22 protein-coding genes are annotated in these 22,791 nt (G+C 61.2%); 7 read left to right on the plus strand and 15 right to left on the minus strand.

The features are described from left to right. Positions 1–31 precede the first annotated feature (31 nt). Both AC1DWZ_RS12840 and AC1DWZ_RS12845 read right to left on the minus strand, forming a co-directional pair. Positions 32–967 carry a class II glutamine amidotransferase domain-containing protein gene (locus AC1DWZ_RS12840; protein ID WP_477169285.1) on the minus strand — a complete coding sequence of 312 codons (936 nt, stop codon included), beginning with the start codon at positions 965–967 and terminating at the stop codon, positions 32–34. A gap of 49 nt (positions 968–1,016) precedes the next feature. Next, the gene (locus AC1DWZ_RS12845; RefSeq protein ID WP_477169286.1) at positions 1,017–2,483 is read right to left on the minus strand and encodes a glutamine synthetase family protein; all 1,467 of its coding nucleotides are present in this window, start codon (positions 2,481–2,483) and stop codon (positions 1,017–1,019) included. A 315-nt stretch (positions 2,484–2,798) separates the two neighbouring features. Between AC1DWZ_RS12845 and AC1DWZ_RS12850 the strand changes: the two genes are divergently transcribed. Next, positions 2,799–3,521, plus strand: coding sequence for a FadR/GntR family transcriptional regulator (locus tag AC1DWZ_RS12850; RefSeq protein ID WP_477169287.1), 723 nt, complete (start codon positions 2,799–2,801; stop codon positions 3,519–3,521). A gap of 27 nt (positions 3,522–3,548) precedes the next feature. On the opposite strand, the gene AC1DWZ_RS12855 is transcribed toward AC1DWZ_RS12850, so the two are convergent. Then, complete coding sequence (locus AC1DWZ_RS12855) at positions 3,549–4,889, minus strand: NAD(P)/FAD-dependent oxidoreductase (protein WP_477169288.1); 1,341 nt, start codon at positions 4,887–4,889, stop codon at positions 3,549–3,551. A 167-nt stretch (positions 4,890–5,056) separates the two neighbouring features. Between AC1DWZ_RS12855 and AC1DWZ_RS12860 the strand changes: the two genes are divergently transcribed. After that, entirely contained in the window at positions 5,057–5,362 is a 306-nt protein-coding gene (locus tag AC1DWZ_RS12860; protein WP_477169289.1) for a hypothetical protein, read from the plus strand. Here the strand turns inward: AC1DWZ_RS12860 and AC1DWZ_RS12865 are convergent. The 4 genes from AC1DWZ_RS12865 to AC1DWZ_RS12880 all read right to left on the minus strand — a co-directional run bounded on the left by AC1DWZ_RS12865 (position 5,359) and on the right by AC1DWZ_RS12880 (position 9,824). Continuing rightward, the gene (locus AC1DWZ_RS12865; RefSeq protein ID WP_477169290.1) at positions 5,359–6,957 is read right to left on the minus strand and encodes an alkaline phosphatase D family protein; all 1,599 of its coding nucleotides are present in this window, start codon (positions 6,955–6,957) and stop codon (positions 5,359–5,361) included. The genes AC1DWZ_RS12860 and AC1DWZ_RS12865 overlap by 4 nt on opposite strands. Positions 6,958–7,105: 148 nt before the next feature. Beyond that, positions 7,106–8,056 carry a GlxA family transcriptional regulator gene (locus tag AC1DWZ_RS12870; RefSeq protein ID WP_477169291.1) on the minus strand — a complete coding sequence of 317 codons (951 nt, stop codon included), beginning with the start codon at positions 8,054–8,056 and terminating at the stop codon, positions 7,106–7,108. 10 nt (positions 8,057–8,066) lie between these two features. Beyond that, complete coding sequence (locus tag AC1DWZ_RS12875) at positions 8,067–8,594, minus strand: glycine cleavage system transcriptional repressor (RefSeq protein ID WP_477169292.1); 528 nt, start codon at positions 8,592–8,594, stop codon at positions 8,067–8,069. A 54-nt stretch (positions 8,595–8,648) separates the two neighbouring features. Next, positions 8,649–9,824, minus strand: coding sequence for an NAD(P)/FAD-dependent oxidoreductase (locus AC1DWZ_RS12880; RefSeq protein WP_477169293.1), 1,176 nt, complete (start codon positions 9,822–9,824; stop codon positions 8,649–8,651). Between the two features lie 331 nt (positions 9,825–10,155). Between AC1DWZ_RS12880 and AC1DWZ_RS12885 the strand changes: the two genes are divergently transcribed. After that, on the plus strand, positions 10,156–10,653 hold the full coding sequence (locus AC1DWZ_RS12885) for a GreA/GreB family elongation factor (protein ID WP_477169294.1): 498 nt from the start codon (positions 10,156–10,158) through the stop codon (positions 10,651–10,653). A gap of 196 nt (positions 10,654–10,849) precedes the next feature. Here AC1DWZ_RS12885 and AC1DWZ_RS12890 read toward each other — a convergent pair whose 3' ends face one another. Continuing rightward, positions 10,850–11,269 (minus strand): cold-shock protein, encoded by a 420-nt coding sequence (locus tag AC1DWZ_RS12890; RefSeq protein WP_477169295.1) that lies wholly within the window; start codon positions 11,267–11,269, stop codon positions 10,850–10,852. A 160-nt stretch (positions 11,270–11,429) separates the two neighbouring features. Continuing rightward, positions 11,430–12,428 carry a fatty acid desaturase family protein gene (locus tag AC1DWZ_RS12895; RefSeq protein WP_477169296.1) on the minus strand — a complete coding sequence of 333 codons (999 nt, stop codon included), beginning with the start codon at positions 12,426–12,428 and terminating at the stop codon, positions 11,430–11,432. Between the two features lie 66 nt (positions 12,429–12,494). Here AC1DWZ_RS12895 and AC1DWZ_RS12900 point away from each other — a divergent pair, with 66 nt between their 5' ends. The 3 genes from AC1DWZ_RS12900 to AC1DWZ_RS12910 all read left to right on the plus strand — a co-directional run bounded on the left by AC1DWZ_RS12900 (position 12,495) and on the right by AC1DWZ_RS12910 (position 16,485). Next, positions 12,495–12,866, plus strand: coding sequence for a hypothetical protein (locus AC1DWZ_RS12900; RefSeq protein ID WP_477169297.1), 372 nt, complete (start codon positions 12,495–12,497; stop codon positions 12,864–12,866). A gap of 64 nt (positions 12,867–12,930) precedes the next feature. Beyond that, positions 12,931–13,776, plus strand: coding sequence for an alpha/beta hydrolase (locus tag AC1DWZ_RS12905; protein ID WP_477169298.1), 846 nt, complete (start codon positions 12,931–12,933; stop codon positions 13,774–13,776). Between the two features lie 327 nt (positions 13,777–14,103). After that, positions 14,104–16,485: an adenosylcobalamin-dependent ribonucleoside-diphosphate reductase gene (locus AC1DWZ_RS12910; protein ID WP_477169299.1), complete on the plus strand. Its 2,382-nt coding sequence runs from the start codon at positions 14,104–14,106 to the stop codon at positions 16,483–16,485. A 166-nt stretch (positions 16,486–16,651) separates the two neighbouring features. Here AC1DWZ_RS12910 and AC1DWZ_RS12915 read toward each other — a convergent pair whose 3' ends face one another. The 5 genes from AC1DWZ_RS12915 to AC1DWZ_RS12935 all read right to left on the minus strand — a co-directional run bounded on the left by AC1DWZ_RS12915 (position 16,652) and on the right by AC1DWZ_RS12935 (position 21,244). Beyond that, positions 16,652–17,437, minus strand: coding sequence for an ABC transporter permease (locus AC1DWZ_RS12915; protein ID WP_477169300.1), 786 nt, complete (start codon positions 17,435–17,437; stop codon positions 16,652–16,654). Beyond that, positions 17,434–18,228: an ABC transporter permease gene (locus AC1DWZ_RS12920; RefSeq protein ID WP_477169301.1), complete on the minus strand. Its 795-nt coding sequence runs from the start codon at positions 18,226–18,228 to the stop codon at positions 17,434–17,436. The genes AC1DWZ_RS12915 and AC1DWZ_RS12920 overlap by 4 nt, the downstream gene beginning before the upstream one ends. Beyond that, on the minus strand, positions 18,221–19,192 hold the full coding sequence (locus AC1DWZ_RS12925; protein WP_477169302.1) for an ABC transporter ATP-binding protein: 972 nt from the start codon (positions 19,190–19,192) through the stop codon (positions 18,221–18,223). The genes AC1DWZ_RS12920 and AC1DWZ_RS12925 overlap by 8 nt, the downstream gene beginning before the upstream one ends. A 112-nt stretch (positions 19,193–19,304) precedes the next feature. Continuing rightward, positions 19,305–20,393 (minus strand): serine hydrolase domain-containing protein, encoded by a 1,089-nt coding sequence (locus AC1DWZ_RS12930; RefSeq protein WP_477169303.1) that lies wholly within the window; start codon positions 20,391–20,393, stop codon positions 19,305–19,307. A gap of 17 nt (positions 20,394–20,410) precedes the next feature. Further along, positions 20,411–21,244 (minus strand): AraC family transcriptional regulator, encoded by an 834-nt coding sequence (locus tag AC1DWZ_RS12935; protein ID WP_477169304.1) that lies wholly within the window; start codon positions 21,242–21,244, stop codon positions 20,411–20,413. Between the two features lie 172 nt (positions 21,245–21,416). Here AC1DWZ_RS12935 and AC1DWZ_RS12940 point away from each other — a divergent pair, with 172 nt between their 5' ends. Then, complete coding sequence (locus AC1DWZ_RS12940) at positions 21,417–21,893, plus strand: DUF1203 domain-containing protein (protein ID WP_477169305.1); 477 nt, start codon at positions 21,417–21,419, stop codon at positions 21,891–21,893. 4 nt (positions 21,894–21,897) lie between these two features. On the opposite strand, the gene AC1DWZ_RS12945 is transcribed toward AC1DWZ_RS12940, so the two are convergent. Further along, positions 21,898–22,788 (minus strand): C13 family peptidase, encoded by an 891-nt coding sequence (locus tag AC1DWZ_RS12945; RefSeq protein WP_477169306.1) that lies wholly within the window; start codon positions 22,786–22,788, stop codon positions 21,898–21,900. Positions 22,789–22,791: the final 3 nt, after the last annotated feature.

The raw sequence follows: 22,791 nt of genomic DNA on the forward strand, positions 1-22,791 counted from the left end.
GTTCGGCTCCTGGCTCTCTCTATTGATCCAACTACCGCTTCCAGACCCGCACTTCGCCCTCATAAGGGTCGAAGGTGTCGATCTCGTGCGGAAACACGCTGCGAATGGCCACTTCTTCGGAGGCGAGACCGATAAAGGTATCGCTTTCGTAAAGGACCATCGGCTTGGCGGCCATGACGTCCTTGGCCATGCCGAGGCTGTCGGCGGTCGCCACCAGATAGGTGAAGACGCCGTCCAGTTCCTCAATGGAATCCGTCATTGCGTCCTTGAGATCGGCGCCCTGCTGCATCTTGTCGGCGAGATAGACGGCAATGAGCTCGCTATCGCAATTCGACATGAAGCGGTGACCGCGGCGTTCCAGGCCACGCCGGCCGGTCCAGTAATTGGTGAGCTGGCCGTTATGGACGACGGAGACGTCGGCGAAGGGATAGGCCCAATAGGGATGGGCGGAGCGGATATCGACATCCGATTCCGTGGCCATGCGCGTGTGGCCCAGGGCATGGCTGCCCTTGAAGCCCTTCAAATGATAGGCGCCGGAGACATCGGCGGCATCGCCCAGATCCTTGATCAGCTCCAGGCCGTAGCCCAGGGAGAGGATCTCTGCACCGTCGATATCCTCGATATAGTTGGCGAGCTTCTTCTTGTCGCCACCGAAATCGAGGGTGTAACGGAAGGCATAGTCGGTGGCACTTTCGGCCTGGACGATGGTGGCGCCCAGTTCCTTCAGGCGCTTGTCGACTTCGGCACGGCGTTCAATGACCTGATCGTTGATCTTGAAGCCGTGCTTCATGTCTTCCTGTTCGGCGACCTTGAAGCGCATGATCAGCGTATTGCCTTTGGGGCTGCCATAGAGGGCGAAACCGGTTGAATCCGGCCCACGATGCTTCAGGCTTTGCAGCATCGCGGTCATTTCCGTGCCGATGTCGCCGGTCGTGCCGCGGTGGATCAATCCTGCGATCCCACACATTGTCGTTCTCCTTAGTTTATCCGCTGGAGAAGGGTGGAAGTCCTGCCCGTTAAGGCAGGATGTCCCAATATTGCTCCAGATCCCAATTGGTGACGGTGGCCATGAATTTTTCATGTTCGTCACGCTTGTAGTGCATGAAGACGCGCATCATGTCGCCCGGCAGCGCCGAGTTGATGACCTTGTCGTTCTCCAGATGATCGAGCGCATCGCCGAGGCTCATCGGCAATTTCTTGACCTTCTTGCCGGCGGCGATCGCCTCATACATATTGCGCTCTTCCGGCTCGCCCGGATCGATCTTGTTGGTGATGCCGTCGTCGAAGGCCTTGAGCAACGCGCCGGCCATGAGATACGGATTCACCGCGGCATCGACCGAGCGGTATTCGAAGCGGCCAGGTGCTGAGATGCGCAGGGCGCAGGTGCGGTTCTGATAGCCCCAATCGGCGAAGACCGGTGCCCAGAAGCCAGTGTCCCACAGGCGGCGATAGGAGTTCACCGTCGAGGAGCCGATCGCGGTCAGCGCATTCAAATGCTTGATCACGCCGCCGATGGAATAGAGGCCGATCTGGCCGGGTTTGCCATGTGCCTTGGTGGGCATGAAGGTGTTCTCGCCGCCCTTGCGGTAGGTGAACACATCCTTCTGGCCCGGCAGCGGGCTAAGATGCTGGTCGTTGATCTTGTCTTCGCCGCCAGTCCACAGTGACAGATTGTGGTGGCAGCCGGAGGCCGAGACGCCCATGAAGGGCTTCGGCATGAAGCAGGCGATGAGATTATGCTCGCGCGCCACCTGGGCGCAGACCTGGCGATAGGTGGTCAGGCGATCCGCGGTGCGCAGGCAATCGTCATACATCCAGTTCAGCTCAAGCTGGCCGGGCGCATCTTCATGATCGCCCTGGATCATGTCGAGGCCCATGGCCTGGGCGTATTCGATCACTTTCATGAAGACCGGGCGCAGGCTCTCGAACTGGTCGATGTGATAGCAATTGGGCTTGGAGAAGCCGCCATCGGGCAAGCCGTCCGGGCCTTTTTTCAGCCACATCATTTCCGGTTCGCAGCCGTGCCGAAGATGCAGGCCCTTATGCTTCTTCTTGAATTCGTCGTGGATGATACGGAGATTGCCGCGGCAATCCGATGAGAGATGGGCGCCCGGATCTTCGCGCTCCTCGCGATTGCGGAAGCAGGTGCAAAAGACGCGCGCCACGCGCTTGTCCCAGGGCAGCTGCACGAAGGTTTCCGGATCGGGGATGCCGACCAGTTCGGATGCTTCCGGGCCGTAGCCGATATAATTCTTGCGCCGGTCGACAAAGAGATTGGCGGTCGAACCGTAGACCAGCTGGAAGCCCTTTTCGGCGACCGATTCCCAATGGTCGGCGGGAACACCCTTGCCGACGATGCGGCCGGTTACTGAAACGAATTGATAATAGATGTATTTGATGCCGAGTGCGTTGATCTGGGCGCGTACTTGCTTGACGAGTTCTTTGCGCCCTTTTTGTGCGACGTGTGCCTCAAGGTCAGTCATCTCACCCTCCCAAAAACGGCAGAGCCTCAGCCGCCGTTGATCGATGCCGGGACGGTCCCGGCATACCGCGTCAGTTCGTTGCTGCAACAACTCTTCTTGTTCGCCTGGCCGATCTTGTTGGTCGGCTCAGGGATCCTTCGCGGGCGATGGGGAATGGGCCTTGGGCGTCTTTCGCACTCTCCGTTTTCGACAGTCGTTTCTCATTGGCTGGCGGGTTTGACTGTCGGCGATTGACCGGTTGGCTACCCCACTCGCATAATCCACTCTTGCACGGCGGTCCTAAGGCTGCCAACCAATTTTTTCAAAGGATCAGAATTGGGCCGAAATGGTACACCTGCAGCAGAAGCCGGCACGTTGCCGGTGGATGCCAATCGCGGTTCTGTCTGGATTGCCGGACAATTGCGCCAGGCCATCGTCGCCGGGACTTACAAGCATGGGGAAAAGCTGCCGGCAGAGCGGCATCTCGCAGATGCGTTTGAAGCCAGCCGCACCACCGTGCGCCTGGCGCTTGATCAATTGGAACAGGAACGGTTGGTCACGCGCCGGGTCGGCAGCGGCACCTTTGTCAATCACCGCACGGTTTCCGAGCTCGACAACATCGCCGATTCGACCTCGCCGCTTGAGCTCATCGAAGCGCGGCTCGGTATCGAACCGCATATGACGCGGCTTGCCGTCCTAAATGCCAGCAACCGCGATCTTGAAAAAATGGCCGAGGCGATCGAGCGCGCCGAAGCGGTGGGCGACAATGCGGAAGCCTGGACGGAATGGGACACGCAGTTCCATCTGCTCATGGCGGAAGCAAGCCACAACCGGCTCATCCTGTGGCTCTACCAGCATGTGAACGAGATCCGCTCGCATGATCAGTGGGCATCCATGCGCGACAAGGTGCTCACACCAGCGCGCATCGCCGAATATAACCGCCAGCACCGCGCGCTTCTGGGTGCCATCGCCAGCCGCGATGTCGAGGGTGCGGCCGCCATGGTGACGAGCCACCTGCACTTTGCCAGACGGCAGTTGATGGGGATCGAAGGGGCTTAGGTGCCCTCTATAGGGAAGGGCGCTAACTCAGCTCCACGGGAAGGGTGAGTTCGAGGTCGGGTGCAGCTTGCCTTCGGCAAAGCGCGAGAAGCGGAACGGGCGCAGCAGTTCGTCGCCCATGCCGCAGATATCGTCCGCCACCAGCTTGCCGACGCCGATCATCTTATAGCCGTGGTTGGAATCGGCGATGATGTAGACGTTCTCGGCGAATTTGTCGAAGACCGGGAAGCTGTCGGCGGTGAAGCAGCCGATGCCGCCTGAGGGTTCTTTCTTATATTTCGGCATCGTGCCCATGAAGCGCTTCTGGCAGAAGGCCAAAGCCGACACCCACATATGCGCAAAATCGTCGCCGACGATGAATTCCGGGCTGTCCGGGCCGTAGGGGTCGACGCGCACCTTGTCGAGGGCGGTCGGCACCTTGAAGGGCATGGCGCCGCCCTGGATGCCGCCGAAATGGAAGTCGGGCTTGTAATAGATGCCCCAGAGCTTGTCAGTGATGAGCGAGCCATCCTCGTCGGAGTAAAGCGGCGCGTCGGTATCGACATGGATCACCGGCGGCATCTTGCCATCATTGGTCTTCTGGTGGTCGGGGTCGACGCCGAGTGTTCCTTCCTGCAGCGACCAATAGACCCACATCGGCACATTGTCGTGCACCTTGCCGTCCTTGCCCTTGATCGAGATGGCGTCCGGCAAATCGAGCATCTTCCAGACCGAGCGCACCCAGGGACCCATGCCGGCGATGACATAGTCGCACTTGATGTCGCCCTGGTTGGTTTCGACCGCGGTTACGGCGCCCTTGCCGTCGCGCTTCAGGCCCTTGACCTCGACGCCGGTCACGATACGCACACCCTCAGCCTCGGCCTTCTTGGCGAGACCGTACATGGCGGCGGTGTTGTTGGCATAGCCGCCCTTCTTCTCATGAAGGACAGAGGTGATGCCCTTGGCCTGCCAATCGTCGAAAATGCCCTTCATATAGGTCATGCAATCCTTCTCGCCTTCGATGAAGGACGAAGTGTAGCCGATCTCCTTCTGCTGGGCGTAGATCGAGGCCACGTCGCTGTGCATCACCTCCGGGCTGATCTGCATGTAGCCGACCGAATGATAGGAGAAGGCTTCCGGATCGCTTTCCCAGACGCTGACCGAATGTGCCATCAGGCGGCGCATCGCCGGCTGAAAGTAATTGTTGCGCACGACACCACAGGCGATGCCCGATGCACCCGCCGCGATTGCCGTCTTGTCGATGATGAGCACATCCGCACCCGAACCCTTGCCGGTCTTGCGGAGGTTTTCGGCCAAATGCCAGGCCGAAGAGAGGCCGTGGATACCGGCGCCGATGACGACATATTTGACGTGAGCGGGAAGGGCCATGGAATCGATGCTCCGAACTAGAGAGAGATGATGGGGTGAGCTTGCGCCCGCCAACAAGGCGTCGATATCGTATAATCGACATATGACGACACATATTCGACGCTTGCAGCATGCTGCCAGCTGGCCAGAATACCTGTAAGCTGCTGCAAAATTTGAGAATTGGGGGGATGATGAACTGGATGGAAAAGGTCGGCCGGCGCAATCTCGCCTATGTGGCCTTCGTGCTCGTGCTGCTGCCCATCGCCCTGCTGCTTGAAGCAGGCGGTCCAAACGGGCCGGACGCCGGCGGCGGCATGATGTTCGGGATGATCGTCTGGGCGTTGGTCTCGCTGGTCTTCTTCCTCGTCAATGTCGTTCTGCTGATCCGCGCGCTGGCCAAGGGCCTGCCGGCGAAGAAGCCATTCATCGCCTGCCTGCTGCCGGTGCTGCTGATCGTCGGCACCTTGCTCGCCGAAGACATCATGCTGCGCTAGGCCGCGATGGCACCCTTCTGCCCGTCTTCGATCACGAAGCTCTTCAGGGTCGAGATGGTGGCCAGTGGATCTTCGACGTCGCTGATGGCACGGAAGCGGGTGGTGAACCTGCTGCCCTCAATCTCCACCATCGCATATCCGCGATAGCGGCTTTCGGCGTAATGGAGATTGGCGTGGCCGTCGACCTTCGCCTGCAGATGATCCTGCGGCGGGCCGTCAGATGTGATCGAACTGGTCACGAACTCCGTGGCGATCGTCTGGCCAGGGGCAAGTTGCAGATCATTGTGCCAGAAGGAATGGATATCGCCGCTGAACACCACCGGATTGCGCACCTGCGCCGCTTGTTGCAGCAGCCTGGCCCGCGCTGCCGGGTAACCGTCCCAGGCATCTGTCCAAGCACTGAATTTGCCATCCGGTTGCCGATCGCCCAACTGCGCCATGATCACGTTCTGCGCCAGCAGGTTCCAGCGCGCGGGCGAGGTGGCAAGATTGCCCCGTAGCCATTGCTCCTGGTCGAAGCCCAGCATGGAACGGCTGGGATCGATCAGTTCCGGACAGGTGACACTGTCAACCGCATGGCCGCCACCACGATCCGGCGCACCGTAACAGGCTTCGCGCGATCGGTACTGCCGTCCATCCAGCAAGGAGATGCGCGCCAGATCGCCATAGGTGATGCAGTCGTGAACGCGCAGTCCATCGCGGACCGGTCGCACGCGCAGCGGCATATGCTCATAGAAGGCTTGATAGGCCGCCTGCCGCCGCCGCAGGAAATCGGTCGGGGTTGCGAAACTCTCCGACCATTCGCCGGCATAGTCATTCTCGACCTCGTGATCATCCCAGGTGACCAGGGTCGGTGCCGTCGCATGCAGGCGCTGCAGATCGGCATCCAGTCGGTATTGCGCATAGCGGCGGCGATAGCCATCAAGGGTTGTGGGCACGGCATCGTCGCTGTGGCGGCGCAAGGTCGGCCGGTTGCGTTCGACCTGCTCATAGATGTAGTCGCCCAGCATCAGCACCATGTCCGGCCGTTCGTCGGCCAGGTGCCGATAGGCGGAGAAATATCCGCGCTCGTAATTGGCGCAAGAACTGACGCCGAGGCGCAGGGTGTCCGCCGGGCGTCCCGGACGCGGCAGGGTTACCGCGCGTCCGACGGTGCTTTCATAATCGCCGAGACGGAAACGATACCAAAACTCTCGTGCCGGCCCTAACCCATCGACATCGAGATGCACGGCATAGGCATGATCGGCTTCTGCCGTGGCGACGCCTTGCCGGACGATGCGGCGCATCTCCGGATCGAGCGCGATATCGCAATCGACAGCAATGCCACCCGGATGATCCTGCCGCGCGATCCCGCCAGGGGTTGCTTGATCCTGTGCCAGCGGGTCGGGCGCGAGGCGCGTCCACAGGATGAAACCGTCATCGGTTGGACTGCCGGCGGCAACACCCAGGGTGAAGGGATTGCTCCGCGTCGCCAGCGGATTGCGGCTGCGGCCATGGGCATAGAACGGCGCGAAATTGGCAAAGCCACTGCTGGAGACGGCAAATCCGGCCAGAGTTGTACTGGTCGCAATGAGGAATTTGCGGCGCGATTGCATGATGGAAAATTACGTCGTGTCGATGACGCGTATACGGTCGGGAGCGAGTCCGTTCCGAGTCAGGATCGCGACAAGACGATGACGCCCTCCATTCTCGTCATGGTCCACCTTCGCGGACCATGACGATTAAATACTGGATGGTACTTGTTCAACGCCGATCCTCGTTCGGCAGCCGCCCGAACCGTTGCCGGTAGAGGAGTGCGAAATGCGACGCCGACCCGAAGCCGCAGGAAAGGGCGATTTCGGTCACCGGCAGGGCGGTCTGCGAGAGCAGGCGCCTGGCGTGATCGAGGCGGAGATCGCGATGATAGGCGATGGGTGTGCGGCCCAACTGGCTACGGAACTGGCGCTCCAGCTGGCGCTGCGAGATGCCGAGGTCGCCGGCAATGTCGGCCGGTGACAGAGCGCGGTCGAGGGCGCTTTCCATGCGCTTCACGGCCTCGATCAGCACGGGTTTCGCCGTGCCGAGCCGGTGAATGAGGTCGCCGCGCTGATGCTCGGTGGGCACACGGGCACCACTGTGGACGAATTGTTCGCCGACCGCTTTTGAGAAAGCGAGGCCCTGCTGGTCGCTGATGAGGCGCAGCATCAGATCGAGGGCGGCAATCGATCCCCCGGAGGTGACGATGCCGCGGTCGATGACATAGAGCGCGTCTTCGAGATTGAGGTCCGGATAGAGTTCCGCGAGCGCCCCCCGGAAATCCCAATGCACGGTGCAGCGATGATCTGCAAGAAGCCCGGCGCGTGCCAGCACGAAGGTGCCGGTTGACACGGCACCCACATCCTTGCCGAGGCGGCGATGGCGCCGGAGCCAGTTGAGAACGCCGGCATGGCGATAGCGCTCTGCATGGAAGCCGGCACAAACCATGGCGAGATCGAACACGCTGTCGCGCTGGTCGGCAATGGGCTGCGTCTGCAACTCGATCCCGGCGCTGGAGCCGACCAGGCCACCGTCGCCGGAGAGCAGCGACCAATCATAGAGCTTCTGGCCGGAAAGCCGGTTGGCGATGCGCAGCGGTTCGATGATCATGGAGAAAGAGGCGAGCGCAAAATCCGGCACCAGCACGATGCCGATCCGCCGCGTCGCTATCTCACTCATGTAAGTCGGATCAGCCGACCTGCTGCCAATGGCATTTGAGATTGAGCTGGGATGCGGTGTTGGCGACGGTTGCCATGCAGGTAGCAGCTTTGGCCGGCGGCACCGTGATCGCCATGCTGAGCAGGAAGCGCGCGCCGGAATCCGAGGGCACCGATTCCGAATTCAAGCGCACGATATTGGCATTGAACTTCGGCAATGCCTCGGAGAGGCGCGCGATCAGGCCGGGGCTGTCGTCGCCGGTGATCTCGACGCGGTGGGTAACATGGGCCTGCTCGGTACGGACCTCATTATATTGGAACGGCGTCACGCTGAGCTTGGCATCCTTCAACTGGCCCAGCGATTTCAGTTCCTTGTCGACGTCGCCGAGGGACACACCTAGCGGCAGGCGCGCCACCATGGTCAGTTCGGCGCTGCCGCTCAGCACAGCAAAGCTGGTGTCACCCAGATTGACGCCCAGGTCGAACAGGCGGCCGGTTATCTCGGCGATCAGGCCGGGATGATCCTTGCAATGGACCGAGATCAGGGCGGTGGCGCTCATGTGACCGGCTCCCAGATGATTTTATGATCTTATTTTATGATCGAATTTTTGTTTTTAGACGACGTTCACTTCCCGCAAAGCCGCCCCGGTTAGCAGGCGCTCATAGCCGAAGCGGCGCAGATCCAGGCTGCGATATTGCCCGAATGTGACCAGCTCGCTCAAGGCCCGTCCGATGGCAGGCGATTGCTGCAGGCCGTGGCCCGAGAAGCCGTTGGCGAGCAGGAAATTGTCATAGCCTGGTGCGAGGCCGATGATCGCATTCTGGTCGAACACATTGTAATCGTAGTGGCCGGCCCAGGCGCGTACCAGTTTGATCGCCTCGAAAGCCGGCACGCGATGTGCCAGCGTCGGCCAGATCAGTTCTTCGAACAAGCGATAATCCAGTTCGAAATCGAAGCTGTCCGGATCGTCATGTTCTTCCGGCGAGACGCCGCAGATGAACTGCGTGCCTTCGGGACGGAACCAGACGCCGCTGGGATCGACGGTAAGCGGCACGTTCTCGATCTCGTCGCGGCAATCGAACACATAGATGAAGCGCTTCTTGGAATGCACCGGCAGATCGAAACCTGCCATGGCGGCAATCGTGCGGCCCTGGCAACCGGCAGTGTTGATGGCGGCACCGCAGGTGATGCTCTCGCCCGACGCCAGGCTAACGCCGGTGATGCGCCGGCTGTCGCGGGAGAGGCCCGTGACCGTGTCGCTGATATAGGTGACGCCCTGCGAACGCGCCTTGCGCTTGAAGGCCTGCAGCAGGCTATAGGGATCGGTCCAGCCTTCGTTGACCGGGCCGAAACTGCCACCGGCAAGATCGGCGGTGTTGAGCCAGGGAAAGGATTCCTCCAACTCGCGCGGATTGAGAAGCTCGGTCGCGGCGCCCAATTCATGCTGCAGGCGCTGATTGTTGAGGAGCGTCTTCAAACCGGCGCCGGTCGCCAGGAACAGATAGCCGTTCTCGCGGAACTCGACACCGGACCCTTCATTGCCGACCCTAAGATGCTCGTCGGCGGATTTGATGAAGGCGGCACCGAAGGCCGAGATGAGCACATTCTCGGCGGTCGAGAATTGCAACCGCACACCACCCGCTGACCGCGGCGTCGCGGCCTCGGCATAGGTCGAATCTCTTTCGATGACGGCGATGGTGCCGTTGAAATCAGGCTGGGCGCTGAGGAAGTAGGCGGCCGAGGAGCCGACAACCCCTCCACCGATGATGACGACGTCGAAGCTTTGCATTTGGCGATCACGCGGTTTGTGCCGACCTCAGGCGCGGGTTGGCACGGTTTTGGGTGCGCGCCCGTTATATAGGGGTAGCCGGGCATTGGTCCACAATCACGGAAACGGGTGGTTTACGCCTGTGCCGGCTGGCGGTTTCTGCGCGTCCCGACAGGTATTTGCTGGCCGTGCCGGCAGGCATTTGCCGGGTTCAAGCGGGCATTTTCCACATATAAATTATGCCTTTGACCTTGACGGCGCGGCGCTTCGGCCTAGCTTAGTGCGGGTGCCCAGTTTAATGCCGGTACCTAGTTTAATACGGGTAGCCGCGCGACATGAGTCGAGTGTTGGTATGAGCAGAGCGTTTGTAAAAGAGAATGACGACCAGGCGACGGAATTGCCGGAGCGGCCGCAAAGCCCGCATCCCAATTTCGTGACGCCGCATGGGCTCGATCTGCTGAAGCAGCAGGAGGAGGCACTGGAAGACCAGCGCAGCCGCCTGATGGCCGACGAGCAGTTGCTCGACAAGGAGCAGCAGCTGGTTGTCGAACGCGATCTGCGTTACGTGCAGGAACGCATCGCCAAGGCGATCGTGGTCGATGTCGATGCCCAGCCCCGCGACAGCGTCGATTTCGGCGCCATCGTGGATACTGTCGACGAGAATGACGAGAAGCGCCATTTCCAGATCGTCGGCGAAGACGAAGCTGATCCCACCGCCGGCAAGCTGTCCTGGGTCTCGCCCTTCGCGCTCGCCCTCAAGGATGCCAAGGTCGGCGATGTCGTGATCTGGAAGCGCCCGGTGGGCAATCTCGAACTCGAAGTGACGCGGATTACTTATCCGAAAGGGTAGGCTTTCCACATCAAATTGAAGCCGTCATGCCCAGGCCTGTATTGCGGATTCATAGACAGGGGCGACGCAACTCAGCCCCTAGTCGCTCGCATTCATCGCAGGCACAAAAAAGCCCACCGCGATGGGTGGGCGTGTTTCTAACGGCGACCTCATCCGAGGTCGCCGCCATGAAGCGGAATGAGCCTCTCGCTCGGCCTTAATCGTCGTGATGATGACGCGGGCCACGGCCGTAACCGCCGCGATCGCCACCACCGCCACCACCATAGCCGCCCCGATCTCCACCACCGCCGCCAAAGTCACGACGGCCACCACCGCCGCCACCGCCCCCACCGAAGGGACGACGCGGTGCTGCCGGACGCGCAGGTGCTGCTGTCGAGGTGTCCAGGTTGATCACGCGCAGGACCTGGATTCCCTTGCGCCCTTGGCCGACCTCACAGGTGATTGTCGAACCTTCGGGGGCATCCTGCAGCCCGGCATCTTTCAATGCCGAAATATGCAGGAACACGTCAGAAGAGCCATCAGCCGGCGTAACGAAACCGAAGCCCTTCTCCGGATTGAACCACTTAATCTTCCCCCTGAGCTCGCTACCGCCGGAGGACTGGTACTGGTCAGTCATGAGTGCGCTCTTGAAAATCAGGAACAGAGATAAGGCCCAACACCATGACCGCCAATCGAGGATGAGCGGGTCATGCCGAAAAGCCGCGTTCAGAATGGGCTGGCGAAAATGGAAATGCAAGACTGGTAATACGCTTTCCACCAGTTCTTGTTGCGCCGTGTTAAGAAACGCGCGTGCTCATTTTAGCGGCAATTGGCTCTGCCTTCTGGCCTGTCGTCGACGGCGACATTGCCATCGGCCCGGCCAGTTGTTTGAAAGCGCCACCCAGCAGCGAACCATCGAAATGCTCGCTGTCCGATGTGAATTGCCCAGGCAATTGCCACCACGGCAGATGCATCCTGCGGTGGTGCACGCGGTGCATGTTCATGTTGAGGAACAGGCGCTGCAGGGGCGCCGACAGGCTGAGGTTATAGGCGTAATCGACCTGATCGAGCGGTGTCCGGAAATGATAGACATTGTCGAGCATGGACACGAGCAGGCCGCGGCCGACCACGAAGCCGAGGAAGGCCGGCCAATAGGATCCCCAGGCGATGAAACCGAGGATCAGCAGGACCCAGGCGCAGAGCGCGTCCTGCCTGATCTCGGCAATGCCTTTCGTCCCGGCCAGCGCCTGCTCGGCGAGGGGACGCAGCCTGGGCATCGGCGTCTCGTCCCCGGCATAGATCCCACGCACCAGTTTCTGGACCCAGGACTGCGGCAGCAGGTAGAGCGCCGGCGTCAACACCTCGATGACATAGAGCCCACCAAAGACCTCGCCGAAGAACCGCATTCGTGCAGCAAACGCCGTCGACTTGGCCGGATCATAACTGTCCGGTCGGTCAAGTTTGTGCCGGTTGAAGCGGTGATGCATCAGATGGCCAAAGCGCAGCAGGCGGAAGGACGATCCCCATAGGATGGCGAGCAGCCGGCCTGCCTGCCGGTTATGGTCGGCGCGGGACAGCAGCTGACCATGGATCGCTTCATGAAGCGTCGCCCAATAGCCGTTGGCGATCAGGGCCAGAGGCAGCAGGCCCCAGGTCCAGGCCGGACCTTGCCCGTGGACCAGGGCGGGCAGGGCGAAATAAGCAGCGAGGCTCGAGCTGGCATAGAGGGTCAGGAGCAGGCGGTTGAGCCTCTGAAAATGCGAAGCATCCGCAGGCTTTGAGGGTAATTCCGTCATGACCTTTTGATGACGCAAGACGCCGGAACTGGCAACGTCCATTGTGACGCGCGGAGAGGATGGCGGATGGCAATCGGATGGCGGCATATGATCTGGGCGGCCTCCCTGCTGTCGGGGACAGCCTCGGCCGAGGAGGCTCGTCCGCTCAATCCGTACCCCGAGCTGGTCCGTACCTATTATGATTACGGAGTGGTCGAATATTGCGGGCTGGTCGACATGCCGTCCCATAACGGCTTTGCCCTGCTGCGCAACGACCAGATCGCCCGCGGGAAAATCGGCCGGGAGGCCGACCGGCAGGCGCGGGTCGACGCCGACATGGCGGTCGATTTCGAGTATCAGGATCGTGGACTGTCGGGGCAGAAGAACTGGTGCAAGACGGAAGGCGGGCAGGCGGTCGAGCGCTTCACCCAATACTTCCGAACCCGCCGATTGCCGTAAGAATCCACGGTTACTTTGCTTGAGTTTCAAGTCGCTACAGCGTAACGCTGCGAAGAGAGTTTGATTGAGTTCGTTGCTTTCGGGGGTTGCCAAGATGCTTGTCGGTTTCGTTCTGGCCCTGGCCATGTGCTACGTGGCCGTGCTCGGCCTGCTGTTCGTCAAGCAGCGCGGCATCGTCTTCAAGCCCTCCGACGAGCTGCCAGCCTTGGCAGAGTTCCAGGCGCCGGCCGGCATGCAGGCAGTGGCCATGCCCTCGACCGACGGCCTTACTGTCACCTCCTGGTATTTGCCGCCGACCCGGGCGGACGGGCAGGTGATCGGCTATTTCCATGGCAATGCCGGGCATCATGGTGACCGGGTCGTGCGCATCCTGCCTTATGCCGCGGCGGGCTATGGCGCCTTGCTGGTGGGCTATCGCGGCTATGGCGGCAATCCGGGCGCGCCGACCGAAGCTGGACTCTATGCCGATGCGCGAACGGCGCTCAACTTCCTTCAGCAACAAGGCGTTAAGCCGGAACAGTTGATCCTGTTTGGTGAGTCCCTGGGATCGGCCGTCGCCACCCAGATGGCGACCGAGCGACCGGCACGGGCGCTCATCCTGGAGGCGCCCTTTGCCTCCATCCTGCGCTCCGCCCGGCAGCGCTATAAGTTCTTCGTGTTCGACTTCCTGGTGCGGGACAAGTTCGACACGCTCTCCAAGATCGCCCGGGTGGGGAAGCCGCTGCTGGTGATCCACGGCGATCTCGACCGGACGACGCCAGCCCAGTTCGGTCGCCGCGTCTTCGAAGCCGCCAAGGAGCCCAAGCAGGGTTTCTTCCCGCCCGATGCCGGCCATAACGACCTCATGCAGCACGGCATGCCGGAACGGGTTCTAACGTTTTTGAACGACCTGGATCTCGGCAGAAACTGATCACCCCTCACCCCAACCCCTCTCCCCAGAGGGGCGAGGGGCTCTGCCGCGAGCTCGTATGAAACCCCCTCGCCCCGCTTGCGGGGAGAGGGCTGGGGTGAGGGGCGTCCATGACGTCTCATCATCGTTTTTCGGGATTAGGTGGATAACTTTATCCACAGCCTGTATTGTCTGTGTGTGAACTGAATTTATATTTAATAATCAATATTATAAACCTGTCTTCTTGTGGGTAAGTTTGGGAGAATAAAGGCAGAACAAGCGTTGACGGAAGGGCGCCAAAAGTGGTTAACTGGCGCCTCGGTTTTGCCCATCAGGATGGATTAGAAAATGGCCCAGGTTGCCGCGATTTCCCAGCAGATCTGGGACATGAAATACCGGCTGAAATCGCTGGACGGCGCGCCTGTGGACAAGACCATTGAGGATAGCTGGCGCCGGGTGGCGGACGCCTTGGCGGAGGCCGAGGCACCGGAGGTGCGCACCAAATGGTCGGCCCAGTTCTTCGAAGCGCTCGCTGACTTCAAGTTCCTGCCGGCCGGCCGAATCCTAGCCGGAGCGGGGGCCAAGCGCACCGTGACCCTGTTCAACTGCTTCGTCATGGGCACGATCCCGGACGATATGGGCGGCATCTTCACCCATCTCCGTGAAGCTGCGCTGACCATGCAGCAGGGTGGCGGTATCGGGTACGATTTCTCGACCTTGCGGCCCAAGGGTGCCCCGGTGAAGGGCGTCGGCGCCGACGCTTCCGGCCCACTCTCCTTCATGGATGTCTGGGACGCGATGTGCCGGACAATCATGTCGGCGGGTCACCGGCGCGGTGCCATGATGGCGACTTTGCGCTGTGATCATCCTGATATTGAAGCATTTATCGACGCCAAGCAGACGGCCGGCCGGCTGCGCATGTTCAACCTCTCGGTCCTCGTCACCGACGCCTTCATGGCCGCGGTGAAGAATGACGAACCGTGGGAGCTGAAGTTCAAAGGCACCACCCACCGCGTCGTCCAGGCGCGTGAGCTGTGGGAGCGCATCATGCGCGCGACCTATGCCTATGCCGAGCCGGGTGTGATCTTCATCGATCGCATCAACAAGAAGAACAATCTCCATTACTGCGAAACGATTTCCGCGACCAACCCCTGCGGCGAGCAGCCCTTGCCGCCCTATGGCGCCTGCCTGCTGGGCTCGGTCAATCTCACCACGCTGATCTCTGATCCGTTCACGGTGAACGCGCAGCTCGACATGGCGGCGCTTGACCGGTTGGTCAGGATGTCGATCCGCATGATGGACAACACCATCGACGTCTCCAACTTCCCGCTGGACCAGCAGCTGGGCGAAGCCAAGGCCAAGCGCCGCATCGGCCTCGGTGTCACTGGCCTGGCCGACGCCCTCATCATGTGCGAGGCGCGCTATGGCGGATCCAAGGCGATCAAGCTGACCGAGCAATGGATGGCGGCGATCGCGCGCTCGGCCTATCTGGCCTCGACCGAACTCGCGGCCGAGAAGGGCGCCTTCCCGCTCTTCGACCGGGAGCAGTTCCTGGCGTCCGAGACCGTGAAGACCCTGGACCAGGATGTGCAGGATGCCATCGCCAAGCATGGCATCCGCAACGCGCTCCTGACCTCAATCGCCCCCACCGGCACGATCTCGCTCTTTGCCGACAACGTGTCCTCGGGGCTGGAGCCGGTCTTCAGCTTCAAATACACCCGCCATGTCCTGATGCCGGACGGCACCCGCCAGGCCGAAGAAGTGACGGATTATGCGTATCGGCTGTTCCACCGCCTGCGTGGCGAGGACGCGGCGCTGCCCGACTATTTCGTCGATGCCCAATCGCTCAATCCCCACGACCATGTGGTGATGCAGGCCACGGTGCAGAAGTATATCGACAGCTCGATCTCCAAGACCATCAACTGCCCGGTCGATTTGAACTTCGAGGAATTCAAGAGCGTCTACCTTGAGGCCTATGAACTGGGCTGCAAGGGCTGCACCACCTACCGGCCGAATGACGTCACCGGCTCGGTCCTCGAGGTGAAGCCCAAGGAGGCGCCCAAGAGCCAGGTCGAGCTGCCGCTGATCTCGCCGCGCGCCAGCCAGCAATCGGATGCCGTGCGCCTCGATGCGCCCAAGCCCCAGGATGTCTATGAGGCCGGCGGCGTCGTCTACATGACCCAGCCGCTCGACCGGCCGGAAGCACTGCCTGGCGCCACCTATAAGGTGCGCTGGCCGGAAAGCGACCATGCCATCTACATCACCATCAACGATGTGATCCAGGATGGCCGCCGGCGCCCGTTCGAAGTGTTCATCAACTCGAAGAACATGGAGCATTATGCCTGGACGGTCGGCCTCACGCGCATGATCTCGGCCGTGTTCCGCCGCGGCGGTGACATCTCCTTCGTGGTCGAGGAATTGAAGGCCGTGTTCGACCCCAGGGGCGGCTCCTGGGTTGGCGGCCGCTATGTGCCCTCATTGCTGGCCGCCATCGGCGAAGTCATCGAACGCCACCTCATCGCCATCGGCTTCCTGCCCGACCCGGCCCAGGAACGGGCCGAGATCGACCATATGGTGGCAAGGAAGGTCGCCAACCTTGCCGACGGGCAAGGCAATGGCGATGCCGGCGGCCGCAAACTGGCCCATTGCCCCAAATGCAACTCCCCCTCGCTCATCCGCCAGGAAGGCTGCGACATGTGCACCTCCTGCGGCTACAGCAAGTGCGGGTGAGGGCGGCCCACTCTCTGCGAATTTGATCGTTATCCCCGCGAAGGCGGGGATCCACGAGTTGCTTTCTTTCAGTTGCGACCAAACTCGTGGGTGGTCCGCCTTCGCGGACCATGACGATTTAAGAGTGCCGTCAAACTCGACGATGATGGCTGGACGTGAGATCGGCCTAACTGCTCGCACTCGTATAGTGGCGGACGGCGTAGCGCCAGATCGTGACCGACAGAGCAAACATCACGACAGCCACCAGCCAGCTCAATCCGATGGTCGGCCAGGACGCCCGGTCGACGGCGGCGGCTGCCGGAACGTTGGTGATGAAGACGATGGGCAGGGCGAAGGTGAAGAAGAGCCGGAGGCCCGCAGGATAAATGGTTGCTGGATAGCGGGCGGCACCCATCAGTGCGTAAAGAATCATCTGGGCGTTGCTGATCCGCACGAACCAGAAAGCGGAGACGGTCACAATCGCCCAGAGCGCATAGAGGATGGTGACACCGGCAGCGATGCCGAAAATGGCGCGGGCCAGGTGATCGACCGTCGCAGTACCTGCCTCGGCCATGCCGAAGACGACCAGCGCCGCGCCGATCGCCAGATTGGGCAACATCCAGATGCTCCAGGCCCGCAAGGACATGGAAAACTGCAAATTGACCGGCTTCAAGAGCATGTAATCCATGTTGCCGAGCTCGATATATTCGGCAACCTTGCGCAGGCTCGGGCGGAAGACCAGGCCGACTGCCGCATCCACGATGGTGAAAACACCCAGCAGCACGATAACGGCATTGGTGTCCCAGCCACCGATCTCGCCCCCACGGCTGAGCAATGCCTGCAGCACGGCGATGCTGGAGCCAAGGGCGAGCAGGGTGCTGAACATGTTGATCCAGAATCCGGTCCGATATTCGAGATCCTGCTGAACCGAGCTGGCGACAAAGCGCTTCAGCAGACGACCGTGGCGGATCATGATCCGGCTCCGGTATAGCGGCGCAGGCCGCGCCGCCACAATTGCCAGGCCAGCAAGGCAGAGATTGCCAGCCAGAGAACCTGCCCGCCGATGAGATGCAGCAAATCCGTGCCATGGTGAGCGCCCACCAGGATTTCCGCCGGCGGCCCGAACATGTATCGCCATGGCAATGCCGAGACGATCCACTGAATTTCGTCGGGGAACATCGTCAAGGGAACCGTAAAGCCGGTCAGCAGATAGAATGCCACGGTGTAGCAATCCTCAAATGCCCAGGATTGATTGGTCCAAAAGGCGGTGAGGCCGATCGCCATTTCAAGATGAAAGTGAACCAGCATGCCGAGCAGCAGCGACAGGAGAAAAAGGGGCAAGCGGTCGGCATGAATGATGGGTGTGGCATCGAAGAGCCACAGGCCGAAAGGAACGACAATCAGGATCACCGGCAGGCGAATGGCGTTGTCGGAAAGATTATGCCCGATCAGGTGCCAATAGAGGGGCAGGGGCCGCAAGAGGTGATGCGACAATTGACCCAGGCGAACCTGCCTGTCCATCTCGCGAATAAGCCAGATTGGGCTGAGTTGCCGGGTGGCGAAGATCACCAGGAAATAGGCGGCGAACCAGGCTCTGTCGATGCTCCCGGTATATCCGGCATCGGCCAGCGATCGCCAAGCGAACAGCATGATGATCGGTACCATGCCGGCCATCATGTAAAGGACGAATTCGGCCCGGTATTGGACGTTGCTGGCATAGGCGCAGGCGAAGGCCCGCCCCATGGCCACGACATGCCTATTCATCAGCATGCTCCGCAATCGATTCACGCGCGACGAAGAGCGAGCTGATCACCTCCTCAATGGGGACATCCTCGATCGCGATATCTTCGACGGTGAAGGCGGAAAGAATGGCGCCGGCCACCTGGGGGACGCTGCGGCGCTCGACCTTGATCGTCGCCGTGCGGCCGTCGATCTCTTCGATCGCCCCGAAGCGCTCCAGGGATTGGCGGTCGACAGCGGTCGTGAAATGCAGCTTCAGAATCTTGCTGTCGGCCACGCGGTCCGTCAGCTCGCGCAGGCTGCCGTCAAAGGCCAGCCTGCCGCCGTTGATGACGAGCACCCGCGATACCAGCGCTGAGATGTCTCCCATGTAATGCGAGGTCAGCATGATCGTGGCACCTTGCAGGCGGTTATAGTCCCGCACGAAATCGCGCACATTCTGCTGCATGTTGATGTCGAGGCCGATGGTCGGCTCGTCGAGGAACAGGATTTTCGGCCGGTGAAGCAACGCTGCAGCAAGCTCGCATTTCATGCGCTCGCCCAGCGAAAGGGTGCGGATGGGCTTGTGGAGAATAGGGGCCAGCGCCAGCAGGTCGGTCAGCTCACCCAAACGCCGGCGGTAGTCTTTGTCTTCGATGGCATAGAAGGCCTTGTTGACGAGGAAAGAATCTGCGGCCGGCAGATCCCAGAGCAATTGCTGCTTCTGGCCCATGACCAGCGTGATGGCACCGAGGAAGTCCGGCGCCCGCCGGTGCGGTGTGTGGCCGTCAACGGTGACTGTGCCGGCGGTTGGGTGCAGCAAGCCGGACATCATCTTGAGGGTGGTGGTCTTGCCGGCACCATTTGGTCCCAGGAAGCCGACGATTTCACCGGGGGCGATATCGAAGCTGATATTGTCGACCGCAACGACCTGACGGTACTGGCGGTTGAACAGCGACCGCAGGCTGCCGACCAAGCCCGGCTCTTTCTCATGTACCTTAAAATGCATGGAAAGATTGCGAAGTGAAATCACAGCCTGCCCCCGCCCGCCGATTGCGAGAGGCACTATCGCATGGCCGCCGATTCGCCCATAGGTCCCTGCATCGACGGCATGTGGCTGCTCAGGTTGCCGGTGTCAAATTTGGCAGCACATGTTGCAGCATGATCGCCGCCGGTGCCTTCCATTGGTCCGGCTGATTGTACCGGCCGCACAGGATGGCGACGATGAGGTCATGCTGTGGCAGCACGATCAGGCGCTGGCCACCATTGCCCAAGGCGAAGACGCGTTTGCCGTGACCGTCGGTGGCATCGCGGACATACCATTGATAGCCATAATGCACATCGTCAAAGCAGGGAATGCGCGTTGTTAAGGCCTGGTTCAGCCAGGCATGGGGCACCACCGCTTGGCCTTGCCATGTACCATGCTGCAGGATCAACTGGCCGATCTTGGCAAGGTCACGCGGCCGCAGGCGCAGGCCCGACGCGGCGGAATAGACACCGTCTGCACCCGTCACCCATTCCACTTGAGTGATGCCGAGCGGGTCGAACAATTTCACGCGGGCAAAGTCGAGCAGGGACATGCCGCTGCCCAGTTCGATCAAACGTCCGAGGAGTGCCGATGCACCGCCATTATAGATCCAGCGCTCGCCCGGAGCAGCGATGAAGGGTCGTTCCAGGATGAAGCGATAGCGATCGGGTGCCATCTCCATGCCGATCTCGCTGTTGGCGGGATCGTCATAGGGAACATCCTCGTTCCACTCCAGGCCCATAGTCATGGTGATGACATGCGAGACCTTGAGTGCTGCGCGCGTGGGATCGTGGACAAGGTCCGGATAGGCACCGAACTGGTCGAGCAATGGTGCCTCGAGCGGTGGCGCCTTTCCTTCATGGCAGGCAATGCCATAGAGAAGCCCCACGATCGACTTGCTGACCGAGCGCAGATCGTGAAGCGTCTGCGGTGTAAACGCCACCTGGCCGAGGGGCTTTCCCCAGCACTGATCTTCGCCGGTGAGATAGCGTTCCAGGATCAGGCGGCCGCCGCCGGCCATGACGATGCCATGGAGGCCGGGCAGCTCGCCGTTGGCAATCGCCTCGTCGAGCTGCTCGGCAAACCCGGCCCTGAAACCATGATCTTCCGGCCGGCCGGTTTTCCAATCATCGGCCCATTCACCTGGCGCCTGCGATCTATCCTGGGTCTCGGGGTTGCGCATGCAGATATGCTCCTCAGCTATTCCTTCACGGGCAGCCAGATCTCGAAGCCGCCCATGCCGCTCACCGGATTGAAGCGGGCATGATAGCGTTCCTGCATCGGCGTGTCGGCGGCTTTCAGGCCCGATTCAGGGAGCCACTTGTTCCAGATGGTATGAACCACGCTGCGGATGTCGGAGATATGGCCGTCATGGCCAAAGACCGCGTAGCGCTGCCCGGGCACGCGCAGGCGGTAGAATTCGGATGGCAGGTCGGTGAATTCGGTCACCTCGATACCGGCGACATAGTCGAAATTGCCGGCATCGTCGTAGGTATGGCAGATGCCGTAAGCGGCCCCCTTCACACCATGCGGAATGCTGTCGGCCTGGGCATTGAATTTCTGCCACAGCGACGGAATGCCGCCTACCTTCTCGGAATTGAACTTCTCATTGAGGCCGGCGAACAGCCGAGGCGGCATGTCTTCGAAGCGCGGCGCGGGCAGCGCCATGGTTTTTAAAGCGTCCATTCTGATGGGCTCCATACAAAGAAGGTCGTCGAGCGATTGCCGACCGCGGACCTGTTCCGGCGTCATGCCGAAGAAGTCGCGGAAGGCCCGCGTGAAGGCCTCGTGAGAGCCATAGCCAGCCTCCAATGCCACATCCAATATATCGGGCGCGCCCTGCGCCAGCCGACGTGCCGCTTCCGTCAGCCGCCGGCCACGCAGATAGCCGATGACGGAATGGCTTGTCGCGGCCTGGAAGGCACGCGACAGATGGAATCGCGATACGCCGCCACCGCGCGCGATGTCATCCAGGGTGATGTCATCGCCGAAATGACTTTCGATATACCAGAGGGCCTTTTCGACAGGCTTCATGTGAACTCTCACGTTGCCGGGTGGCACTTATGCCAAACGCCGCCTTGGTTCATTTGATCGATCTTGCTCTCGCCCGCCGATTTCGCCACCGCAAGCCTCGGATAGCGGGCGGGTCCAGCCGCTGCCATGCTCGGCCCCATCATTGATCCCCTTATTGATCGGGAGCCCAGCGATGACTGCAAGTCTCAAATTTGTGTCCATGCCGACGGAAACCGCGCGGGCCTATCAGGCCGGCGCCCTGGATGCCAACGGCCAGGTGCCGGAGCGGCATATTTCGGATGGTGACGGCGTGCCGTGCCGGCATTGCCAGGAAGATGTGGCGGCGGGTGAAGCCTATCTCATCCTGAACTATCGCCCGTTCCCGTCATTGCAGCCTTATGCAGAAACCGGGCCGATCTTCCTGCACGCTGACCAGTGTCCGCGCTATCCTGAGGTGGCCGACCTGCCGCCTGTCATTGCCGTGCGCCGACTTTTCCTGCTGAAGGGTTACAACGCCGCGGACCGCATCGTCTATGGCACGGGACAACTGGTCTCGCCGGCCGAGCTCACGGCCGCCGCGGCCAATATCCTGGCCCGCGACGACGTAGCCTATGTCCATGCCCGCTCCGGCTACAACAATTGCTATCAGTGCCGCATCGAGCGCGCGTGAGGCGTTACGGCATTTCCAGGTTGGCGACGTTGGCACCGAAATAGGCCTGCGGCTCGGAGGGCTTGGCGCCGAGTTCGGTTTCACGTTCGGTGACGCAGGTCTTGGTCCGGTCGTAGAGATCCTTCCACGTGTAGACCCAGGTCCAGGAATCCAGCAGGCATTTGTCGAAATAGGTATAGGTCTCGCCGGCGCCGCAGCCGAAAGACGGCCGGTCGTTGCGCGCTGCCGTGAGGATGATGCGGTTCGGCCGGGCCATGCCCTGTTCAAGGAAGATGCCGCTATAGCAGGCGGAGACGATCACCACCGTCGGCCGCTGTCCGCAATGACTGCCCAGCCATTGATCGAGCACGCTGGGCGGCAGCAGGCCGCCGGTGCCGTTGGCCTGCGCGAGGTAGAAGCCGTCCCTGGTGCCATGGGACGTCATGAACACCAGGCATTTTTCCTGCTGCGATTTGGTGACGAAGGCGAGGGCGTCGTCGATGGGCTTGAGATCGGCGACATCCTCCTGCGAGGGCGCAATGCTGGGATCCGAGGTCAGGCGGCGCACATTCACATCGGTCTTGCCATCAAGGATGCTGTAGAAGCGCCGCGCCGCATTGTCGAAAACCTTGATCGAATTGTCCCCGGCGATGAACAGGGCACCCCAGTCAGCGGGCTTTTTCGGTGCGGCCGGCACGGTGACAGCCGGTTGGGGCGCTGGCGCCGTCGCCGGTGCCGTGATTGGTGCTGCAGGTGCCGCCGTGGTCCGGGTCGCGGAATCGGCTGCCGGCTCTTCCGGCGGCAAGGCGGTCGCGGTTCCCGGCAACGACATGCCGCCACCCGAGCAGCCGGTCACGACCACGGCCATCATGGCGATGAGGCCGATGCCCCGCAGAGTCCATCCTGATTTCTTCATGAC

The organism is Dongia sp. P2_B8 (assembly GCF_056404715.1).

Excerpts from the sequence above, each read along its gene's own strand:
- AC1DWZ_RS12840 (WP_477169285.1), bottom strand. The coding sequence starts at position 967 with ATGTGTGGGATCGCAGGATTGATCCACCGCGGCACGACCGGCGACATC.
- AC1DWZ_RS12845 (WP_477169286.1), bottom strand. The coding sequence starts at position 2,483 with ATGACTGACCTTGAGGCACACGTCGCACAAAAAGGGCGCAAAGAACTC.
- AC1DWZ_RS12855 (WP_477169288.1), bottom strand. The coding sequence starts at position 4,889 with ATGGCCCTTCCCGCTCACGTCAAATATGTCGTCATCGGCGCCGGTATC.
- AC1DWZ_RS12860 (WP_477169289.1), top strand. The coding sequence starts at position 5,057 with ATGATGAACTGGATGGAAAAGGTCGGCCGGCGCAATCTCGCCTATGTG.
- AC1DWZ_RS12865 (WP_477169290.1), bottom strand. The coding sequence starts at position 6,957 with ATGCAATCGCGCCGCAAATTCCTCATTGCGACCAGTACAACTCTGGCC.
- AC1DWZ_RS12870 (WP_477169291.1), bottom strand. The coding sequence starts at position 8,056 with ATGAGTGAGATAGCGACGCGGCGGATCGGCATCGTGCTGGTGCCGGAT.
- AC1DWZ_RS12875 (WP_477169292.1), bottom strand. The coding sequence starts at position 8,594 with ATGAGCGCCACCGCCCTGATCTCGGTCCATTGCAAGGATCATCCCGGC.
- AC1DWZ_RS12880 (WP_477169293.1), bottom strand. The coding sequence starts at position 9,824 with ATGCAAAGCTTCGACGTCGTCATCATCGGTGGAGGGGTTGTCGGCTCC.
- AC1DWZ_RS12885 (WP_477169294.1), top strand. The coding sequence starts at position 10,156 with ATGAGCAGAGCGTTTGTAAAAGAGAATGACGACCAGGCGACGGAATTG.
- AC1DWZ_RS12890 (WP_477169295.1), bottom strand. The coding sequence starts at position 11,269 with ATGACTGACCAGTACCAGTCCTCCGGCGGTAGCGAGCTCAGGGGGAAG.
- AC1DWZ_RS12895 (WP_477169296.1), bottom strand. The coding sequence starts at position 12,428 with ATGACGGAATTACCCTCAAAGCCTGCGGATGCTTCGCATTTTCAGAGG.
- AC1DWZ_RS12900 (WP_477169297.1), top strand. The coding sequence starts at position 12,495 with ATGGCAATCGGATGGCGGCATATGATCTGGGCGGCCTCCCTGCTGTCG.
- AC1DWZ_RS12910 (WP_477169299.1), top strand. The coding sequence starts at position 14,104 with ATGGCCCAGGTTGCCGCGATTTCCCAGCAGATCTGGGACATGAAATAC.
- AC1DWZ_RS12915 (WP_477169300.1), bottom strand. The coding sequence starts at position 17,437 with ATGATCCGCCACGGTCGTCTGCTGAAGCGCTTTGTCGCCAGCTCGGTT.
- AC1DWZ_RS12920 (WP_477169301.1), bottom strand. The coding sequence starts at position 18,228 with ATGAATAGGCATGTCGTGGCCATGGGGCGGGCCTTCGCCTGCGCCTAT.
- AC1DWZ_RS12925 (WP_477169302.1), bottom strand. The coding sequence starts at position 19,192 with ATGCATTTTAAGGTACATGAGAAAGAGCCGGGCTTGGTCGGCAGCCTG.
- AC1DWZ_RS12930 (WP_477169303.1), bottom strand. The coding sequence starts at position 20,393 with ATGCGCAACCCCGAGACCCAGGATAGATCGCAGGCGCCAGGTGAATGG.
- AC1DWZ_RS12935 (WP_477169304.1), bottom strand. The coding sequence starts at position 21,244 with ATGAAGCCTGTCGAAAAGGCCCTCTGGTATATCGAAAGTCATTTCGGC.
- AC1DWZ_RS12940 (WP_477169305.1), top strand. The coding sequence starts at position 21,417 with ATGACTGCAAGTCTCAAATTTGTGTCCATGCCGACGGAAACCGCGCGG.
- AC1DWZ_RS12945 (WP_477169306.1), bottom strand. The coding sequence starts at position 22,788 with ATGAAGAAATCAGGATGGACTCTGCGGGGCATCGGCCTCATCGCCATG.